This window comes from Streptomyces sp. SS1-1 (assembly GCF_008973465.1).
Taxonomy (GTDB): Bacteria; Actinomycetota; Actinomycetes; order Streptomycetales; family Streptomycetaceae; genus Streptomyces.
In genome coordinates this window covers 6,341,497-6,358,206 of record NZ_WBXN01000004.1, presented here as the reverse complement: position 1 = coordinate 6,358,206, position 16,710 = coordinate 6,341,497, and the positions used below count along the sequence as shown (strand labels likewise).

Below are 16,710 nucleotides of genomic sequence, written 5' to 3'. Positions count from 1 at the left end.
ATGGACGGCACCGGGCCGGTCCACGAGGCCCTCGCGGAGCTGCCGCTGGTCGACCACCACTGCCACGGGGTGGTCACCGCGGATCTGGACCGCGCCGGCTTCGAGTCCCTGCTCACCGAGGGCGAGCCCGGCCCCGGCTGGTCCCCCTTCGACACCCCGGTGGGGGTGGCCGTACGCCGGGACTGCGCACCCCTGCTCGGTCTGCCCCGCCACGCCCCGGCCGACGTCTATGTGGCGCGGCGCGCCGAGCTGGGCGTGCGGGAGGTGGACCGGCGGTTCCTGCGGGCGGCGGGTGTGGCGGCGCTCTGTGTGGACACCGGCCACACACCGGTGCCGCTCACCACTCCGGCGGAGCTCGCCGAGGCGGCCGGGGCGACCGCCCACGAGGTCGTCCGTCTGGAGGCGGTCGCCGAGTCCGTCGCGGCCTCGGGGGTGGAGGCGGACGCGTACGCCGAGGCGTTCCGGACGGCCGTCGAGGAGGCCGTGCGCCGGCCCGGCGTCGTCGCCGTGAAGTCGGTGGCCGCGTACCGCACCGGCTTCCACCTGGATCCGGCGCGCCCCACGGACGCGCTGGTCACGGCGTCGGCCCGGCAGTGGCTGGCGGACGGCGGCCGGCTGTCCGACCGGGTGCTGACCCGGCATCTGCTGTGGACGGCGGTCGATCTCGGTCTGCCGCTGCAGCTGCACACCGGGTTCGGCGACGGCGACCTGCGGCTGCACCGGGCGAACCCGGTCCTGCTGACCGACTGGCTGCGGCTGATCAGGGGCACGATCCCGGTGCTGCTCCTGCACTGCTGGCCGTACCAGCGCGAGGCCGCCCACCTCGCCGTGGTCTTCGACCATGTGTACCTGGACGTGGGGCTGGCGCTGCACCATGTGGGCCCGGCCCGGGCGCGGGCGGTGCTCGAGGAGGCCCTGGAGATCACCCCGTTCCGCAAGCTGCTGTACAGCTCCGACGCCTACGGCCTGGCCGAGTTCCACGCCCTGGGCGCCCTGGCGTACCGCCGGGGTCTCGGGGAACTGCTCCAGGAGCGGGTGGACGACGACGACCTGAGCCTGCCGGACGCGCTGCGCATCGCCGCGTGGACGGCCGGCGACAACGCCCGCCGCCTGTACGGTCTCTCCCCCGCGGAACCATCCGCGGACCCGTCCGCCGACCCGACCACGACCGAGCGTCCGCACTCCCGGAAAGTATGATCAAGCAATGTCTGACATGACCGAAACCACGCCCGGCTGGCTGTCCACGGACGACCTGGAGCAGGCGCGCGCCCGCATGCCGATCCTGTACGTCGAGGCGGTGCCCGTGCGCGTCGACGACAGCGGCGAGGTCACCAGCATCGGGCTGCTGCTGCGCATCGGACCCGACGGAACGGTCAGCCGGACCCTGGTCTCCGGCCGCGTGCTGCACCACGAGCGGGTGCGCGACGCGCTGCTGCGGCACCTCGAGAAGGACCTCGGCCCGGTGGCGCTGCCCCGGGTGCCGACCTCGCTGCAGCCCTTCACCGTGGCCGAGTACTTCCCGACGCAGGGCATCACGCCGTACCACGACCCGCGTCAGCACGCGGTGTCCCTCGCGTACGTCGTCCCGGTCAGCGGCGACTGCCGGCCCCGGCAGGACGCCCTCGACCTGGTCTGGTTCAGCCCTCAGGAGGCCCTGTCGCCGGCGGTGCAGAGCGAGATGCCGGGCGGGCACGGGGTGCTGCTGAAGCAGGCGCTCGCGCATGTGGGATGCGTGGTCTGAGGGGGCGCCGGTTCGTTTGACGCTGCCGCGCGCGAGGCGCATAGTCGGAGGTATACGTCGTAAATGTACGGCGTTGTGACCGATCCGGGAGCGGCTGCCCATGACGCGCGGCGAGCCGGTGAGTACACCGTCGACGGTCCTCGTCACCGGCGGTGCGGGGTTCCTCGGCAGCCACGCCTGTGTCGATCTGCTCGACCACGGCTACGAGGTGATCGTGGTCGACGACTACTCGCACAGCAGCCCGCGGGTCCTGCAGCGTCTGGAGCGGATCGCCGGCCGGTTCGTGGGCGCCGTGTACGAGCTGGACGTCCGGGACCGCAGGGCCCTGTCGGCGGTGTTCGACCGGCACACCGTGGACGCCGTGGTGCACTGCGCGGGGCTGCGCTCGGTGAGCGCGTCGACGCGCAGGCCCGTGGAGTACTACGACAGCAACGTGGGCGCGACGACGTCCCTGCTGCAGGCGATGGACGACCACGGGGTGCGCCACCTGGTCTTCTCCTCCTCGTGCGCGGTCTACGGCGAGGCCGGCCCCGGTCCGCTGGACGAGTCGACGCCGGTCCGCCCGGCGAATCCCTACGCCGCCTCCAAGTGGGCGTGCGAGCAGATCCTCGCCGACGTGTGCCGCCGGCGGCCCGACTACACGGTGCTGTGCCTGCGGTACGCCAATCCGGCGGGCGCCCACCCCAGCGGTCTGCTGGGCGCCGGCCCGCCCGGTGAGCCGGACAACCTCCTGCCGTCGCTCGCCCGGGTGGCCGGCGGCCGTCGGGAGTCGCTGCCGGTCTTCGGCGACGACTATCCGACCCGTGACGGGACGACGGTCCGCGACTACCTGCACATCATGGACGCGGTCGGCGCGTACCGGCTGGCGCTGGACCACCTCGGCGACGCGCCGGGGATGCACGTGTTCAACCTGGGCCTGGGCGAGGGCCGTTCGGTCCTGGAGGTCCTCGCCGCGTTCTCCCGGGCGACGGGCTGGCGCGTGCCGTACGAGGTCGTGCCCCGCCGCCCCGGCGACGTGGCCGAACTCGTCGCGGACGCCGGAGCGGTGACACGTGCGTGGGGCTGGCGGCCGACCCGCGACCTGAACGACATGTGCCGGGACGCCTGGCGGTTCCAGCAGCTCAATCCGTACGGGTACGGGGAGACAGGGCGGACGCCGTCTCCACCAGGGCGATGTGACTGAACGCCTGGGGCGCGTTGCCGAGTTGGCGGCCCGCGTCCGGGTCCCACTGCTCGGCGAGCAGACCGACGTCGTTGCGGATGGCGAGGACCCGCTCGAACGCCTCGCGGGCCTGTCCGGTCCGGCCGGTCGCGGCGAGGGCGTCGGCGTACCAGAGGGAGCAGGCCACGAAGGTGCCCTCGGTGCCCTGCCCGGTGTCCGGGCCGGGTGTGTAGCGGCGTACGAAGCCGCCGTGGCCGAGGGCGCGCAGGGCGTCGACCGTGCCGCGCACCCGTCCGTCCGCGGCGGGCAGGAAGCCGAGCCGGGGGATCAGCAGCGCGGAGGCGTCCAGGGCGTCGGAGCCGTAGGACTGGGTGAAGGTGTGCCGTGCGGGGTCCCAGCCCTCGCGGCAGACCTCGCGGTGCACCTGGTCGCGCAGGGCCCGCCAGCGTCCGCGGGCGCCGTCGCGGCCGAGGAGGCGGCCCATCCGCAGGGCGCGGTCGGCGGCCACCCAGGTCATGACCTTTGAGTGGGTGAACTGGCGCCGGGGGCCGCGCAGTTCCCACAGCCCCTGGTCGGGTTCGCGCCAGTGCCGCTGCAGATGCCCCATCAGGGCCTCGACCAGGCTCCAGACATGGGCGGGCAGGTCGATACCGGCCCGCAGGGACAGGCACAGCGCGTCGAGGACTTCCCCGTAGACGTCCAACTGGTACTGCCCGGCGGCGGAGTTGCCGAACCGGACGGGTTGTGAGCCCTCGTAGCCGGGCAGCCAGGGCGCCTCGGTCTCGGGCAGCAGGCGCTGGCCGCCCACGCCGTACACGGTCTGCAGGTCGGCCGGGTCGCCCGCGACGGCCCGTACCAGCCAGTCCACCCACGCCGTGGCCTCCTCCCGGTAGCCGTTGCGCAGCAGGCAGGACAGGGTCATGGCGGAGTCCCGCAGCCAGCAGTACCGGTAGTCCCAGTTGAGGTCGCCGCCGATGCGGCCGGGCAGGGACGTCGTGGGGGCGGCGACGACACCGCCGGTGGGCGCGTAGATGAGGGCCTTCAGGGTGATCAGGGACCGTACGACGGCGTCCCGCCAGGGGCCTTCGTAGCGGCACTGGGCGGTCCAGCGCCGCCAGAAGCCGGCGGTCTCCTTGAGCAGCGTCTCCGCCGGGACGGCCAGCGGCTCGGGCGGTCCCGGCCGGTGGGACGGCGACCAGACGAGGGTGAGGGCGACGCGCCGGCCGGCGGTGACCGTGACGTCGTGGACCGTGCGGTCGTCGGCGCCGGACGGCTCGGCGGGCGGGTCGGTGCCGAGCCAGACGGCGTCCGGGCCCGCGATCGCCACCGCGCAGCCCTCGACGGCACGGATCCAGGGCACGACCCGGCCCTGGTGGAACCGCAGCCGCAGCTCGCTGCGGAGGGTGACGGTCCCGGAGATCCCCTCGACGAGCCGGACGACACAGGGCAGCCGGGTGCGGGGCGGCATGAAGTCGGTGACCCGCACGGTGCCCGTGGGGGTCGTCCACCACGACTGGAGCAGCAGGGTGTCGGGCCGGTAGGTCCGGCGCGTGCAGCGGGTGGCGCCGGGCGGGGCGAGCCGCCAGGAGCCGTTGTCCCGGGTGCCCAGGAGGGCGGCCAGGGAGGCGGGCGAGTCGAACCGGGGCAGGCACAGCCAGTCGACGGAGCCGTCCAGGCCGACGAGCGCCGCTGTCTCCAGATCGCTGATCAGGGCGTAGTCCTCGATGGGTGCGCTCATGACGGTCACTCGTCCATGGGTTTACGTCACCCGTTTACGACGTATATGTACATGTTACGCGGCCGATCGCACCCGGCAACCGGGCCCGGTCGCGCCGATGCGCGTACGTTTACCCCGTAACCGTGGGGTCGCGCGGTGCGACGACGAGGAGGTCGGCGATGGCGAAGGAGCCCGGACCGGGACCGGCGCGGCGCGCCAGCGACCGGGGCCGCTACGGGCGGCTCAACCGCGAGCGCGTTCTCGGCGCGGCCCTGCGGCTGGTCGACCGGGAGGGCCTGTCGGCCCTGAGCATGCGGCGGCTCGGCGCCGAACTCGGCGTCGAGGCCATGGCGTTGTACCGCTACGCCGCCTCCAAGGACGCCCTCCTCGACGGTCTGGTGGAGGCCCTGCACGCGGAGTTGGAGGACCGGCTGACCGCCGGGGAGGCGGCCGGCGACTGGCGGGCCGAGCTGCGGCGGGTGGCGCTGGCGACGTACGCGGTGTGCCTGGACCACCCGCAGGTGGTGCCGCTGCTCTCCACGCGGATGCTGGCGGTGCCGCTCGCCCGGCGGCCGCGGGCGACCCTGCGCCACCACGAGCGGGTGCTCGGGCTGTTCGAGGAGGCCGGCTTCGACACGGACGGCTCCGCGCGGCTCTTCCGCGCCTTCACGGGCTGGGTTCTCGGCTATGTGTCGGTGGAGCTCCAGGCCATGGTGGACAACCCCGAGGAGGCCGAGTCCGGGTTCCGGCTCGGCCTTCACCACATGGACCCGCGGGAGCTGCCGCGGCTGCGCGCCACCACCCCGGCCCTGGCCGACCGGGCCGGACCGCGCGACCTGACGGACGGCCTGGACGCGCTGGTGGACCGGTTCACGCACCCCGGGTGAGGCCGGCGTGACCCGCACCTCGACTCCAGAGGTGCGTCAACTCTGTTCGCCGCGTGCTTACTTCACGTCTTGACGAAAGTGGTCCATACCTTTAGGTTCACGGGTCAGCCAGGACAGCGCATCCCGCGTCGGGCCTTCACGACCTGAACGCGGCCCCACCCGCGCACCCCCCACGAAGGGCCACCCGTATGCCCGGAATCCCCGACCCCCTGCCCCCCGCACCCCGCCGCCCGCGCGGACCCCGCGTGGCCGCGCTCGTCACCGTGGCCGCCGCCTCCCTGCTCACCTCGGGACTCGCGCCGGCGAGCGCGGCGGACCGTGCCTCAACCGCGCTCCCCACCGGGTTCGTCACCGTGATGAACGCCGCGAGCGGCCGCTGCCTGGACGCCCGGGCCGCCGCGACCGCCAACGGCACCGTCGTGCAGCAGTACGCCTGCAACAACACGACGGCCCAGCAGTGGAGCCTCACCGCCACCGGCGACGGCTACGTCCGCATCGGCAACCGCAACGACACCGGTCAGGTCGTGGACGTCGCCGATGTCTCCAGCGCCGACGGCGCGCCCGTGCACCTGTGGGCGTACGGCGGCGGCGCCAACCAGCAGTGGCTGCCGGTCGACCTGGGCGGCGGCGCCTACCGGTTCGTCAACCGGCACAGCGGCAAGTGCCTGGACGACCCGGGCGCCTCGCTCGCGGACAGCGTGCGGTTCGTGCAGTACACGTGCAACGGCAGTGCCGCCCAGCGGTTCCAGGTGGTGCCGGTGAGCCAGTCGACGGCGGCCCCGGACCTCGGGCCGAACGTCGCCGTGTTCGACCCCTCGATGTCCGCCTCGGCCATCCAGGGCAGGCTGAACTCGATCTTCCAGCAGCAGGAGACCAACCAGTTCGGCACCCAGCGGCACGCGGTGCTGTTCAAGCCGGGCTCCTACGACGCCGATGTCAACGTCGGCTTCTACACACAGGTCGCCGGTCTCGGTCTCACCCCGGACGCGGTCACCGTCAACGGGGCCGTGCACGCCGAGGCGGACTGGTTCCCGCCGCAGAACGCCACCCAGAACTTCTGGCGCGGCGCCGAGAACCTGTCGGTCAACCCCGCGGGCGGCCGCGACCGTTGGGCCGTCTCGCAGGCGGCCCCGTACCGCCGGATGCACCTGCGCGGCGACATCGCCCTGGACGACGGCGGCTGGGCCAGCGGCGGCCTGTTCGCCGACACGAAGGTCGACGGGCGGGTCGACTCCGGCAGCCAGCAGCAGTGGCTGACCCGCAACTCCCAGCTCGGCGGCTGGACCGGCTCCAACTGGAACATGGTCTTCGTCGGCAGCCAGGGCGTGCCGGACACGACGTTCCCGGCGCCGCCGTACACCACGGTCGCGCAGTCCCCCGTGACCCGCGAGAAGCCGTTCCTGTACGTCGACGGCGACAACGCCTACAAGGTGTTCGTGCCCGCGGTCCGGTCCGGCTCCTCCGGCACCAGCTGGGCGAACGGGGCGCCCGCCGGCACCTCGCTGTCGCTCGACACGTTCCACATCGTGAAGCCGGGCGCGAGCGCCGCCTCGATCAACGCGGCGCTGGCCGCGGGCAGGAACCTGCTCGTCACGCCGGGGATCTACCACCTCGACCAGACCCTCCAGGTGAACCGGCCCGGCACGGTCGTCCTCGGTCTGGGCCTCGCGACGTTCGTCCCGGACAACGGCGTCACCGCGATGAAGGTCGCCGACGTCGACGGCGTGAAGGTCGCGGGCCTCCTCTTCGACGCCGGAACCACCAACTCGCCCACGCTCATGGAGGTCGGCCCGGCGAACGCGTCCGCGTCGCACGACGCCGACCCGACCTCGCTGCACGACGTGTACTTCCGGGTCGGCGGCGCGGCCGTCGGCAAGGCCACCACGAGCCTGGTGATCAACAGCGACGACGTCATCGGCGACCACATGTGGATCTGGCGCGGCGACCACGGCAACGGCATCGGCTGGAACAGCAACACCGGTGACACGGGCCTGATCGTCAACGGCGACGACGTCACGGCGTACGGCCTGTTCGTCGAGCACTACCAGAAGTACCAGACCATATGGAACGGCAACGGCGGCCGGACGTACTTCTACCAGAACGAGATGCCGTACGACCCGCCGAACCAGGCGGCCTGGATGAACGGCTCCACCCAGGGCTACGCCGCCTACAAGGTCGCCGACTCCGTCACCAGCCACCAGGCGTGGGGCCTCGGCAGCTACTGCTTCTTCAACGTGAACCCGGGTGTCACCGCCGAACGGGCCATCGAGGCGCCGAACCGGCCAGGGGTGCGCTTCACCAGCATGGTGACGGTCTCCCTCGGCGGCACCGGCACCATCCGGCACGTCGTCAACAACGCGGGCGGCCCGTCCAACTCGGCGACGAACGTGGCGAACCTGCCCAGCTATCCGTAGAGCGCGACCGCCCGGGTCCGCGCCGGGCACACGAAGAAGGGCTTCCGCGGGGGTGAACCCGTGGAAGCCCTTCGCACCGTCGGGACGACAGGATTTGAACCTGCGACCCCTTGACCCCCAGTCAAGTGCGCTACCAAGCTGCGCCACGTCCCGGTGCCCCGCTGACCTGGGGTTTCCCCGGGCCGAACGTGCAGGGAAACTCTACCGCACTCGGGTCGGTGGTCGCGCACCCGTTTACGGCCCGGACCCCGGGACCGCGGCTGTGTCCGCCCGGACCAGGCCGCGGATCGCGCGCACGCAGAGCAGCGAGGCCGCCACGACGAAGCTCATGCCGCCCGCCGCCAGCAGCACGTGGTCCGACCCGAACGCCCCCGCGGCCGGGCCCGCCAGGGACTGGCCGACCGGCATCATCGCCAGGGAGCCCGCCACGTCGTAGGCGTGGATGCGGTTGAGGACGTCCGCCGGGACCTGGGTCTGCACGCTCGTCGCCCACATCACGCTCCAGAACGCCATGCCGACGCCGGCCACGGCCGCTCCGGCCGCCATGGCCGCGACGGGCAGACCCGCGCCGACCGTCACCGGGAACGCGGCGAAGGCGAAGACGCCGAACGCGCCGGCGCGCAGCATGCGGCGCGGGCGCAGCCGCAGCGCGAGGAGGCCGCCGATCACGGTGCCGGCGCCGAGGGCGGAGTTGACCAGGCCGTAGGAGCGGGCCCCGTGGTGCTGGACGATCTCGGCCGCGACCAGCGGGATCGTCGGGCCCCACACGGTGATCATGTAGACGCACCAGACGGCGATGACGCCCCACAGCCAGGTGCGGGACCTGAACTCCCGCCAGCCCTCGACCAGATCGGCCCGGAAGGCGTGGCCGCCGGTCAGGGCGCGGGCGACGCCCGAGCGGACCCTCGGGGGCAGCCGCAGCAGCAGGAGGCAGGCGGCGCTCACCGTGTAGGTGGTGGCGTGCGCGGCGAACACCCCGCCGGGTGAGGCGAATCCGACGAGGACGCCCGCGAGGGCGGGGCCGGCCAGCTGGGCCACGGCCTCGGCGACGCGGATGGCGCCGTTCGCGCCCTGGACGTCGGCGGCGAGGCGGGGCACGGTGCCGGCGACGCCGGGCTGGAACACGGCGCCCGCCACGCCGTTGACGAAGCCGATCGCGCAGATCTGCCAGAGGACGACGTGTCCGGAGAAGAACAGCGCGGCGGCCAGGGACTGGGTGCAGACGCGGACCAGGTCGGCGCCGATCATCAGCCGGCGGGTGTCGAAGCGGTCCGCGAGGACCCCGCCGAAGACGATCAGCCCGGCGAACGCGGCGGACGTCGAGGCCAGGGCGAGACCGACGGCACCGGCGCCGTAGCCCTGCTGGAGCAGGCCCGCCGCGAGCGCCACGGGCAGCATGGTGTCACCGAGCTGGGCCACGGCCCGCGCCCCGAAGAACAGGGCGAAATCGCGTGACCACACCGGCCTCGGCCGGTCCTTGGCCGTGCCTGCCCTGGGTGACGGGCTCCGTGTCGTCCCGTCCTGGGCCCCGCCCGGCGGTGTCCGCGGCGGCGTCCCGCGCATGCCCACGATCCCTCCCGTGCCTCGGGAGGAGTGCGAGCCGCGGCCCCTCCGCCCCGGCTCCCCCCTCGCTCCGGATGATCGCACGCGGGGCCGATGACGCGGCAGGCGCTCTCATGGGCCTTCGGGCAGCCCCAGTTCCGGGTGGGCGTCGAGCAGACGGGTCGGGGCGGCCTGGCGCCAGGAGTCGGCGAGGACGGCGCGCAGTTCGTCCTCGTCGTCGAGGGCGGCGATCCGGGCCCGCACCCAGGCGAACTGTGCCTCGTGGTCGGCGATCCAGAACTTCTCCGGTTCGGCGAGGACCAGTTCGTCGCGCTCCTCCTTGGGGCAGCGCACCGCGAGGGAGGTCTCGTCCTCGGGCAGGGTGGCGAACATCTTGCCCGCGACCCGGAACGTGGGCATGCTCCAGGCGATCTTCTCCGTCGTGTCCGGGAGGGACAGGGCGATACGGCGTACGTCTTCGGCGTCCGGCATAGCCGGAACCGTAGCGGCCCGCACTGACACTCACCTGGTGGGAGCGGGGACGCCCAGGCGCTTGTAGTAGATCGTCGTCGGGCGCGGCTCGCCGTCCGGGCTGGTCGCGTAGTCGGGGATGACGCCGGCGCGGGTCCAGCCGGCCGAGCCGTACAGGCGTTCGGCGGGGCTGCCGGTCTCGGTGTCCAGGTGGAGCAGGGTGATCCCGGCGTCGGCGGCGGCCGTCTCGGCGGCGGTCAGCAGGGTCCGGCCGAGGCCCCGGCCACGGGCCCGGGGGTGCACCATCAGCTTGACGACCTCGGCGCGGTGCCGGCTGTTGGGCTTGTCGGCGAAGGCCAGGCTCACCGTCCCGACGACGTGTTCTCCGTCGTACGCCGCCCACACCGCCAGGTGTCCGCCGTCCACCGCCTCCGCGCGCCCCGTCCACCAGGTCTCGGCGTCGGCCAGGTCCAGGGAGGCGAGGAAGCCGACGGAGGATCCGGCCGCCACGGTGTCCACGAGGAGGGCGGCCAGGTCCCGGGCGCACGCGCGCAGCCGGGTGCCGTCCAGACGGGTCGGGATCACGGCAGCACCACCGCCAGCAGATAGCGGACCTCGCCGGGGCCCGGGCACCGGAAGCGTGTGGCCCCCCATACGCGGGTGCGCAGGCAGTCCCCCGCCTCCAGCCGGTGCCCGCTCTCCTGCACGGTCACCTCCAGCACCCCGTCCAGCACCCACAGGTGCTGCTCGAGGCCCGGTACGGGCGGCCGGTCGTAGGCGATGTCGGCGCCCGCGCCGAGCCGTCCCTCGACCAGTTCCGCCCGCAGGCCGGCGTGCGGCGGCGACACGGACCGCCGCACGAAACCGGAGGGGCGGTCCTGCCACACCTGCTGGTCGGCCGCCCGCACCACCGGGGCGGGGGCCGACTCGACCTCGCCGAGGAGGCGGGACATGGTGCGGCCGTACACATGGCACAGCCGGTTGAGCAGGGCCGCCGTGGGGCTGGTCTCGGCGCGCTCGGCCCGGGAGAGGGTCGAGCGGCTGATCCCGCTGCGGTCCGCCAGTTCGTCCAGGGACCAGCCGCGCTCCGCCCGCAGTTCGGCGAGCCGCGCGGCCAGCCGGGTGTCGACCGTGTCCCCCCTGTCCATGGCCGGGCCGGTCGTCGTCGTCCGTCTCATGTCCGGGACGCTATCCCGCACATGAGACACCGGTGTTACGGAAGGCTCACTCCCGCGCCGCCGCGCCGAGCGCGTCGAGGACCGGGCTGATCAGCGGGTGCTCCTCCGCGCCACGGCGTACGGCGGCGAAGACCCGGCGGGTGGGCGCGACCCCGTCCACGGGGCGGACGACGACCCCGGTGAGGTCCATGCCGCGCAGCGCGGAGCGCGGGACGAGCGCCACTCCGGCGTCGGCCGAGGCGAGGGCGACGACCGCGCGGAAGTCGTCGGAGGAGTGGTCGAGGCGGGGCTGGAACCCGGCGCTCTCGCACGCCAGCACCACCACGTCGTGGCAGGGGTTGCCGGGGTACGGGCCGATCCAGGTGTCCTTGGCCAGCTCCGCGAGCGGGACGACGTCGGCGCCGGCCAGCCGGTGGCCGACGGGGACGACCGCGTCGAAGGGCTCCGCGTACAGCGGCACATGGGCCAGCCGGGGGTCGTCGGCGGGCGCCCCCCGGTACTCGACGGCCACGGCGACGTCGATCTGCCGGTCCAGCAGCATCGGCAGGCTGGCGTCGCCCTCCGCGTCCAGGACCCGCAGGCGGATGCCGGGGGACGTCCGGGCGAGGTGGGCCACCGCCGGCGCGACGACCAGGGCGATGCCGGTGGCGAAGGAGGCGACGGTGACCGTGCCGGCCGCACCCGAGCTGTAGGCGGCGAGCTCCGCCTCGGCCCGCTCCAGCTGGGCGAGGACGGCGTTGGTGTGGCTGAGCAGGATCTCACCGGCCGGGGTGAGCCGTACGCCCTTGGCGCCGCGCTCCACCAGCCGGTGGCCCGTCTCCTGCTCCAGGGCCGTGAGCTGCTGGGACACCGCCGACGGGGTGAGGTAGAGCGCGGCGGCCGCCGCTGTCACGGTGCGGTGGTCGGCCACCGCACGGAGGATGTGGAGCCGCCGTGCTTCGATCATGGGATCGATTATCGCGCGCCCCCGTCGCCGGGTCTCAGCCCTCCAGTTCCGCGCGCGCCGAGACGAAGGCGTCGACGGCGCGGTTCACGTCGTCCGTCGAGTGCGCGGCGGACAGCTGGACGCGGATGCGGGCCTGCCCCTGGGGGACGACCGGGTAGGAGAAGCCGATCACGTAGACGCCGCGTTCCAGCAGCAGCTCGGCCAGCCGGCCGGCCTTGGAGGCGTCGCCGATCATCACGGGCGCGATGGCGTGGTCGCCGGGGAGGATCTCGAAGCCCTCCTCGCTCATCCGGCGGCGGAACAGCGCGGTGTTCTCGGCGAGCCGGACCCGCAGGTCGTCCGCCGACTCCAGCAGGTCCAGGACCTTCAGCGAGGCCGCGGCGATCACCGGGGCGAGGGTGTTGGAGAACAGGTACGGCCGGGAGCGCTGGCGCAGCAGGGCGACGATCTCGGCGCGGGCCGCCACATAGCCGCCGGACGCGCCGCCGAGGGCCTTGCCGAGGGTGCCGGTGATGATGTCGACGCGGTCCATGACGCCGTGCAGCTCGGGGGTGCCCCGGCCGCCGGGGCCGACGAAGCCGACGGCGTGCGAGTCGTCGACCATGACCATGGCGTCGTAGCGGTCGGCGAGGTCGCAGATCTCGCGCAGCGGCGCCACATAGCCGTCCATCGAGAACACGCCGTCGGTGACGATCAGCTTGCGGCGCGCGTCGGACGCCTCCTTCAACCGGGCTTCCAGGTCCGCCATGTCGCGGTTGGCGTAGCGGAGGCGGCGGGCCTTGGACAGGCGGATGCCGTCGATGATGGAGGCGTGGTTGAGGGCGTCGGAGATCACCGCGTCCTCCGGGCCGAGCAGGGTCTCGAAGACACCGCCGTTGGCGTCGAAGCAGGAGGAGTACAGGATCGTGTCCTCCTGCCCGAGGAACGCCGACAGCCTGGCCTCCAGCTGCTTGTGCACCTCCTGCGTGCCGCAGATGAAGCGGACCGAGGCCATGCCGTAGCCCCAGCGGTCCAGCGCCTCGTGGGCGGCGGCGACCACGTCGGGGTGGTCGGCGAGGCCGAGGTAGTTGTTGGCGCAAAAGTTGAGGACCTCGCCGGGGCGGCCGCCCGCGGTGACGTTGACGGTCGCGGACTGCGGGGTGTCGATCACCCGCTCCGGCTTGTGCAGACCGGCGGCGCGGATCTCGTCGAGGGTGGCGCGCAGGTCGTCGCGCACGGAGTCGAACATGGCCAAAGCTCCTGAAGGGGTGGGGAAGTTACGCGGTCCAGTCGAGGATGACCTTGCCGCCGCGGCCGCTCGCCGCGTCGGCGAACGCCGCCTCGAAGTCCCGGTAGCCGTAGCGGCCGGTGATGACGGGAGCGAGGTCGAGGCCGCCTTCGAGCAGCACGGACATCGCGTACCAGGTCTCGAACATCTCCCGGCCGTAGATGCCCTTGAGGGTGATCATCGAGGTGACGATCCGGGACCAGTCGACGGGGAACTCCTCGGCGGGCAGGCCGAGCATGGCGATCCGGCCGCCGTGCGTCATGTTGGCGATCATGTCGCGCAGGGCCTCGGGGCGGCCGGACATCTCCAGACCGATGTCGAAGCCCTCGCGCAGTCCGAGCGCGCGCTGCCCCTCGGCGATGCCCGCGTCGGACACGTTCAGCGCCAGCGTCACGCCGATCTTGCGGGCGAGGTCCAGCCGCTCCTCGCTGACGTCGGTGATGACGACGTGGCGGGCGCCCGCGTGCCGCGCGACGGCCGCCGCCATCAGGCCGATCGGCCCGGCGCCGGTGATCAGGACGTCCTCGCCGACCAGCGGGAACGACAGCGCGGTGTGCACGGCGTTGCCGAACGGGTCGAAGATCGCGGCCACGTCGAGGTCGACGGGCACCCGGTGCACCCACACGTTGGCGGCGGGCAGCGCGACGTACTCCGCGAAGGCGCCGTCGCGTCCGACGCCGAGGCCGACCGTGGCCCGGCACAGGTGCCGGCGGCCGGCCAGGCAGTTGCGGCACTTCCCGCACACCAGGTGGCCCTCGCCGCTGACCCGGTCGCCGGGCTTGATGTCGGCGACGTCCCGGCCCGTCTCCACGACCTCGCCGACGAACTCGTGGCCGACGACGAGCGGGGTGCGGATCGACTGCTGCGCCCAGCCGTCCCAGGAGCGGATGTGCAGGTCGGTGCCGCAGATGCCGGTGCGCAGCACCTTGATCAGCACGTCGCCGGGCCCGATGGACGGCTCCGGGACGTCCGCGAGCCAGAGTCCGGGCTCCGCCTTCTCCTTGACCAGCGCCTTCACGCCACGGCTCCTGAGGGTGAGTCCCGGAAGCGGGCATGCCGATCAGGCCCGGGCCCGGGAAGAGGGGTGGAATCGCGTAGCAATCTGCCGCACGGCGGCGCCCTGGTCCATCGAGGATTTCTTAAGCGGCGCCACAGCTCTTCTTCACACCCCTCGGGGGGCCTGCTACAGGCGGGAGACCTGGTAGTGCGCGAGGGCCCAGCCGTCCTCCTGCCGCCGTGCGAGGACGGCGAGCTTGACGGCGACCGGGTCTCGGTCGGTGAACGTGAACTCGGTGTCCAGGTATCCGAGCACCAGGTCGTCCGCGTACCGGCGGGTCTCCAGGATCCGGTAGCCGGCCCGCATCCCCAGGGGCTGGGAGGCGTAGTACGCGGCCACGGCGTACCGCCCCACCCCGTAGGGGTGCAGTCCCTGGAAGATGGCGTCCTCGGTGAAGACGTCGGCCACGTCCTGGGGCCGGTGGGCGTCCACGGCCGTCCGCCAGCGCTCGAGCACCTCGCGCAGGATCGTCTCGTCATCGGTGGTGCCGTTCATGGCTCCCATCCTTTCCCGGTGTGTCCTCGTCCGCTCAGTGACCGGCGCTCATGCCGCCGTCGACGTGCAGGATCTCGCCGGTGACGAAGGGCGCCGACTCCAGGTAGAGCACGGCGTCGACGACGTCACCCATCTCGCCCATCCGTCCGACGGGGTGGAGGGCGGAGAGGAACTCGTGCGTCTCCTCGGGGTGCATGGGCGTCTTGATGGTGCCGGGCGACACGGCGTTGACGCGGATGCCTCGGGTCGCGTACTCCACCGCGAGGGACTTGGTCGCGGCCTGGATGCCGCCCTTGCTCAGCGAGGCCAGGACGGACGGGACGCGGGAGTCGGCGTTGTCGACCAGGCTGGTGGTGATGCTGACGATGTGCCCGCCGCCCTGGGCCAGCAGATGCGGCACGGCCCTCTGGGTGAGGTGGAAGACGCCGTCCAGGTTGATCCCGGTCACGGCGGCGTAGTCCTCGGCGGTGTAGTCCGTGAACGGCTTGGCGACGAAGATGCCCGCGTTGTTGACGACGGTGTCGATCCGGCCGAACCGCTCGAGGGCGGCGGCGACGACGCGCTCCGCGGTGGCCGGGTCGGCGATGTCGCCCTGCACGGTCAGGACGGCGGGGTCGTCGGAGGGGGCGATGGTGCGCGAGGTGGCGACGACCGCGTACCCGAGCTTGCGGTAGCCCTCGACGACGGCGGCCCCGATGCCCTGGGAGGCGCCGGTGACGATCGCTACCTTCTGGATGCCTGCGTTCATGATGTCGAACCTTCTCTGGTGGTTGACCGGACACTAGCCGACCGGTCGACTAATTGGGAAGGTAGGACGCTTGCACGGCGGAGTCAAAGGTTCCAGGGCCCGTGCGCGGGACCCGTTTCCTCCCGTCTGGGAGGCTCAGGCTCCCAGCGCAGGCCGGCCGGGCAGCGCGTGCGGGTCGTCGGCCGGCAGCCATGCGCCGGGGGCGTGCACGCCGAGGTCCCCGACCCCTTCGCTCAGGGCGTCCACCACGCCCAGCACCCCGGCGCGGTCCTCGTCCGCCCGCCACACCAGGGACCACGTCCAGTAGACCTTCGGCCCGACGACCTCCCGGCGGACCAGGTCGGGCGGCAGCGGACTGCCTTGCCCCTTCGGCGAGTTGAGCACGGGCCGGGTGCAGCGGCGTACGTGGTCGAAGAAGGCGGGACCGGTGATCGCCCCGTCGGAGATGCGCACCGCGCGGGCTCCGACGTCCTCCGCCAGCCGCTCGGCGTAGGCGTTCCACGACGCCCACGAGGTGAGGTCGTCGTCGATGAGGACGTCCATGTCGCCGGCCGCCACATCGCCGCTGTCCGTGCCCTTGGCGACGGCGTAGAGACGGTCGGCCCCGAGGAGCCGGGCCCGCAGCCCGAGCCGTTCGAGGTCCCCCGCTCCCACCCGGCACACGGCCAGGTCGAGGCTTCCGTCCGCCACCCGGGTCGCCTGTGTGTGCGAGGGCGCCACCCACGCGTCGATGTGCAGCCGGGCGACCGGGGCGGTACGCGCGGTCAGGTCGGGTGGAAGCCAGTTGACGTACCCGAGCCGGACCGACTCCGAGTCCGACAGCCGGCCGGCCCGGCGCTTGAGCTCGTCCGCGCGCTCCAGCAGGTCGCGGGTGGCGGGCAGCAGCGCGGCGCCCGCGGGCGTGAGGGAGACCGAGCGCCGGTCGCGGTCGAACAGCCGCACCCCGAGGTCCCGTTCGAGCGCCTTGATCTGCTGCGACAGGGACGGCCCCGCGATCAGCAGACGCTCGGCGGCCCGCCCGAAGTTCAGTTCCTCGGCGACGGCGATGAAATACCGCAGCTGACGCAGCTCCACGCCGGTCATGC

The 16,710-nt window shown here is 73.1% G+C and carries 16 protein-coding genes and 1 tRNA gene; 5 read left to right on the top strand and 12 right to left on the bottom strand.

Going from position 1 to position 16,710, the window contains the following annotated elements; translation table 11 throughout:
* The 3 genes from F8R89_RS30320 (at position 1) to galE (ending at position 2,924) form a co-directional block, all read left to right on the top strand.
* Positions 1-1,197, top strand: a complete 1,197-nt coding sequence (locus F8R89_RS30320; RefSeq protein WP_151786937.1) for an amidohydrolase family protein — start codon at positions 1-3, stop codon at positions 1,195-1,197.
* A gap of 16 nt (positions 1,198-1,213) precedes the next feature.
* Complete coding sequence (locus F8R89_RS30315) at positions 1,214-1,741, top strand: NUDIX hydrolase family protein (RefSeq protein ID WP_062668852.1); 528 nt, start codon at positions 1,214-1,216, stop codon at positions 1,739-1,741.
* A 100-nt stretch (positions 1,742-1,841) separates the two neighbouring features.
* Positions 1,842-2,924, top strand: coding sequence for a UDP-glucose 4-epimerase GalE (gene galE / locus F8R89_RS30310; RefSeq protein WP_151786936.1), 1,083 nt, complete (start codon positions 1,842-1,844; stop codon positions 2,922-2,924).
* On the opposite strand, the gene F8R89_RS30305 is transcribed toward galE, so the two are convergent.
* Positions 2,863-4,641, bottom strand: a complete 1,779-nt coding sequence (locus tag F8R89_RS30305; RefSeq protein ID WP_151786935.1) for a glycoside hydrolase family 15 protein — start codon at positions 4,639-4,641, stop codon at positions 2,863-2,865. The two genes, galE and F8R89_RS30305, sit on opposite strands and share 62 nt — an antisense overlap.
* A 158-nt stretch (positions 4,642-4,799) precedes the next feature.
* On the opposite strand from F8R89_RS30305, the gene F8R89_RS30300 reads away from it, so the two are divergent.
* A complete protein-coding gene (locus tag F8R89_RS30300) occupies positions 4,800-5,507 on the top strand; it encodes a TetR/AcrR family transcriptional regulator (protein ID WP_151786934.1) in 708 nt (235 codons plus the stop codon).
* A 188-nt stretch (positions 5,508-5,695) separates the two neighbouring features.
* On the top strand, positions 5,696-7,921 hold the full coding sequence (locus F8R89_RS30295) for an RICIN domain-containing protein (RefSeq protein ID WP_151786933.1): 2,226 nt from the start codon (positions 5,696-5,698) through the stop codon (positions 7,919-7,921).
* 79 nt (positions 7,922-8,000) lie between these two features.
* On the opposite strand, the gene F8R89_RS30290 is transcribed toward F8R89_RS30295, so the two are convergent.
* From F8R89_RS30290 to F8R89_RS30240, 11 genes are all read right to left on the bottom strand, one after another.
* Positions 8,001-8,074 (bottom strand) — tRNA-Pro (locus F8R89_RS30290).
* An 81-nt stretch (positions 8,075-8,155) separates the two neighbouring features.
* The gene (locus F8R89_RS30285; RefSeq protein WP_151786932.1) at positions 8,156-9,484 is read right to left on the bottom strand and encodes an MFS transporter; all 1,329 of its coding nucleotides are present in this window, start codon (positions 9,482-9,484) and stop codon (positions 8,156-8,158) included.
* Between the two features lie 111 nt (positions 9,485-9,595).
* Positions 9,596-9,955, bottom strand: coding sequence for an MmcQ/YjbR family DNA-binding protein (locus F8R89_RS30280; protein ID WP_192806275.1), 360 nt, complete (start codon positions 9,953-9,955; stop codon positions 9,596-9,598).
* Positions 9,956-9,985: 30 nt separating this feature from the next.
* Entirely contained in the window at positions 9,986-10,519 is a 534-nt protein-coding gene (locus F8R89_RS30275) for a GNAT family N-acetyltransferase (protein WP_225994536.1), read from the bottom strand.
* On the bottom strand, positions 10,516-11,082 hold the full coding sequence (locus tag F8R89_RS30270; protein WP_151788348.1) for a helix-turn-helix domain-containing protein: 567 nt from the start codon (positions 11,080-11,082) through the stop codon (positions 10,516-10,518). Before F8R89_RS30270 ends, F8R89_RS30275 begins: the two co-directional genes overlap by 4 nt.
* A gap of 76 nt (positions 11,083-11,158) precedes the next feature.
* Positions 11,159-12,058: a LysR family transcriptional regulator gene (locus F8R89_RS30265; protein ID WP_151786929.1), complete on the bottom strand. Its 900-nt coding sequence runs from the start codon at positions 12,056-12,058 to the stop codon at positions 11,159-11,161.
* A gap of 34 nt (positions 12,059-12,092) precedes the next feature.
* Positions 12,093-13,286, bottom strand: a complete 1,194-nt coding sequence (locus F8R89_RS30260; protein WP_151786928.1) for a glycine C-acetyltransferase — start codon at positions 13,284-13,286, stop codon at positions 12,093-12,095.
* Between the two features lie 28 nt (positions 13,287-13,314).
* Entirely contained in the window at positions 13,315-14,343 is a 1,029-nt protein-coding gene (tdh, locus tag F8R89_RS30255) for an L-threonine 3-dehydrogenase (protein WP_151786927.1), read from the bottom strand.
* A gap of 165 nt (positions 14,344-14,508) precedes the next feature.
* A complete protein-coding gene (locus F8R89_RS30250; protein WP_151786926.1) occupies positions 14,509-14,877 on the bottom strand; it encodes an SgcJ/EcaC family oxidoreductase in 369 nt (122 codons plus the stop codon).
* A 34-nt stretch (positions 14,878-14,911) separates the two neighbouring features.
* Positions 14,912-15,625, bottom strand: a complete 714-nt coding sequence (locus F8R89_RS30245; protein WP_151786925.1) for an SDR family NAD(P)-dependent oxidoreductase — start codon at positions 15,623-15,625, stop codon at positions 14,912-14,914.
* A gap of 135 nt (positions 15,626-15,760) precedes the next feature.
* Complete coding sequence (locus F8R89_RS30240; protein ID WP_151786924.1) at positions 15,761-16,708, bottom strand: LysR family transcriptional regulator; 948 nt, start codon at positions 16,706-16,708, stop codon at positions 15,761-15,763.
* Positions 16,709-16,710 lie beyond the last annotated feature (2 nt).

Excerpts from the sequence above, each read along its gene's own strand:
- F8R89_RS30320 (WP_151786937.1), top strand. The coding sequence starts at position 1 with ATGGACGGCACCGGGCCGGTCCACGAGGCCCTCGCGGAGCTGCCGCTG.
- F8R89_RS30315 (WP_062668852.1), top strand. The coding sequence starts at position 1,214 with ATGACCGAAACCACGCCCGGCTGGCTGTCCACGGACGACCTGGAGCAG.
- galE (WP_151786936.1), top strand. The coding sequence starts at position 1,842 with ATGACGCGCGGCGAGCCGGTGAGTACACCGTCGACGGTCCTCGTCACC.
- F8R89_RS30305 (WP_151786935.1), bottom strand. The coding sequence starts at position 4,641 with ATGAGCGCACCCATCGAGGACTACGCCCTGATCAGCGATCTGGAGACA.
- F8R89_RS30300 (WP_151786934.1), top strand. The coding sequence starts at position 4,800 with ATGGCGAAGGAGCCCGGACCGGGACCGGCGCGGCGCGCCAGCGACCGG.
- F8R89_RS30295 (WP_151786933.1), top strand. The coding sequence starts at position 5,696 with ATGCCCGGAATCCCCGACCCCCTGCCCCCCGCACCCCGCCGCCCGCGC.
- F8R89_RS30285 (WP_151786932.1), bottom strand. The coding sequence starts at position 9,484 with ATGCGCGGGACGCCGCCGCGGACACCGCCGGGCGGGGCCCAGGACGGG.
- F8R89_RS30280 (WP_192806275.1), bottom strand. The coding sequence starts at position 9,955 with ATGCCGGACGCCGAAGACGTACGCCGTATCGCCCTGTCCCTCCCGGAC.
- F8R89_RS30270 (WP_151788348.1), bottom strand. The coding sequence starts at position 11,082 with ATGGACAGGGGGGACACGGTCGACACCCGGCTGGCCGCGCGGCTCGCC.
- F8R89_RS30265 (WP_151786929.1), bottom strand. The coding sequence starts at position 12,058 with ATGATCGAAGCACGGCGGCTCCACATCCTCCGTGCGGTGGCCGACCAC.
- F8R89_RS30260 (WP_151786928.1), bottom strand. The coding sequence starts at position 13,286 with ATGTTCGACTCCGTGCGCGACGACCTGCGCGCCACCCTCGACGAGATC.
- F8R89_RS30250 (WP_151786926.1), bottom strand. The coding sequence starts at position 14,877 with ATGAACGGCACCACCGATGACGAGACGATCCTGCGCGAGGTGCTCGAG.
- F8R89_RS30245 (WP_151786925.1), bottom strand. The coding sequence starts at position 15,625 with ATGAACGCAGGCATCCAGAAGGTAGCGATCGTCACCGGCGCCTCCCAG.
- F8R89_RS30240 (WP_151786924.1), bottom strand. The coding sequence starts at position 16,708 with ATGACCGGCGTGGAGCTGCGTCAGCTGCGGTATTTCATCGCCGTCGCC.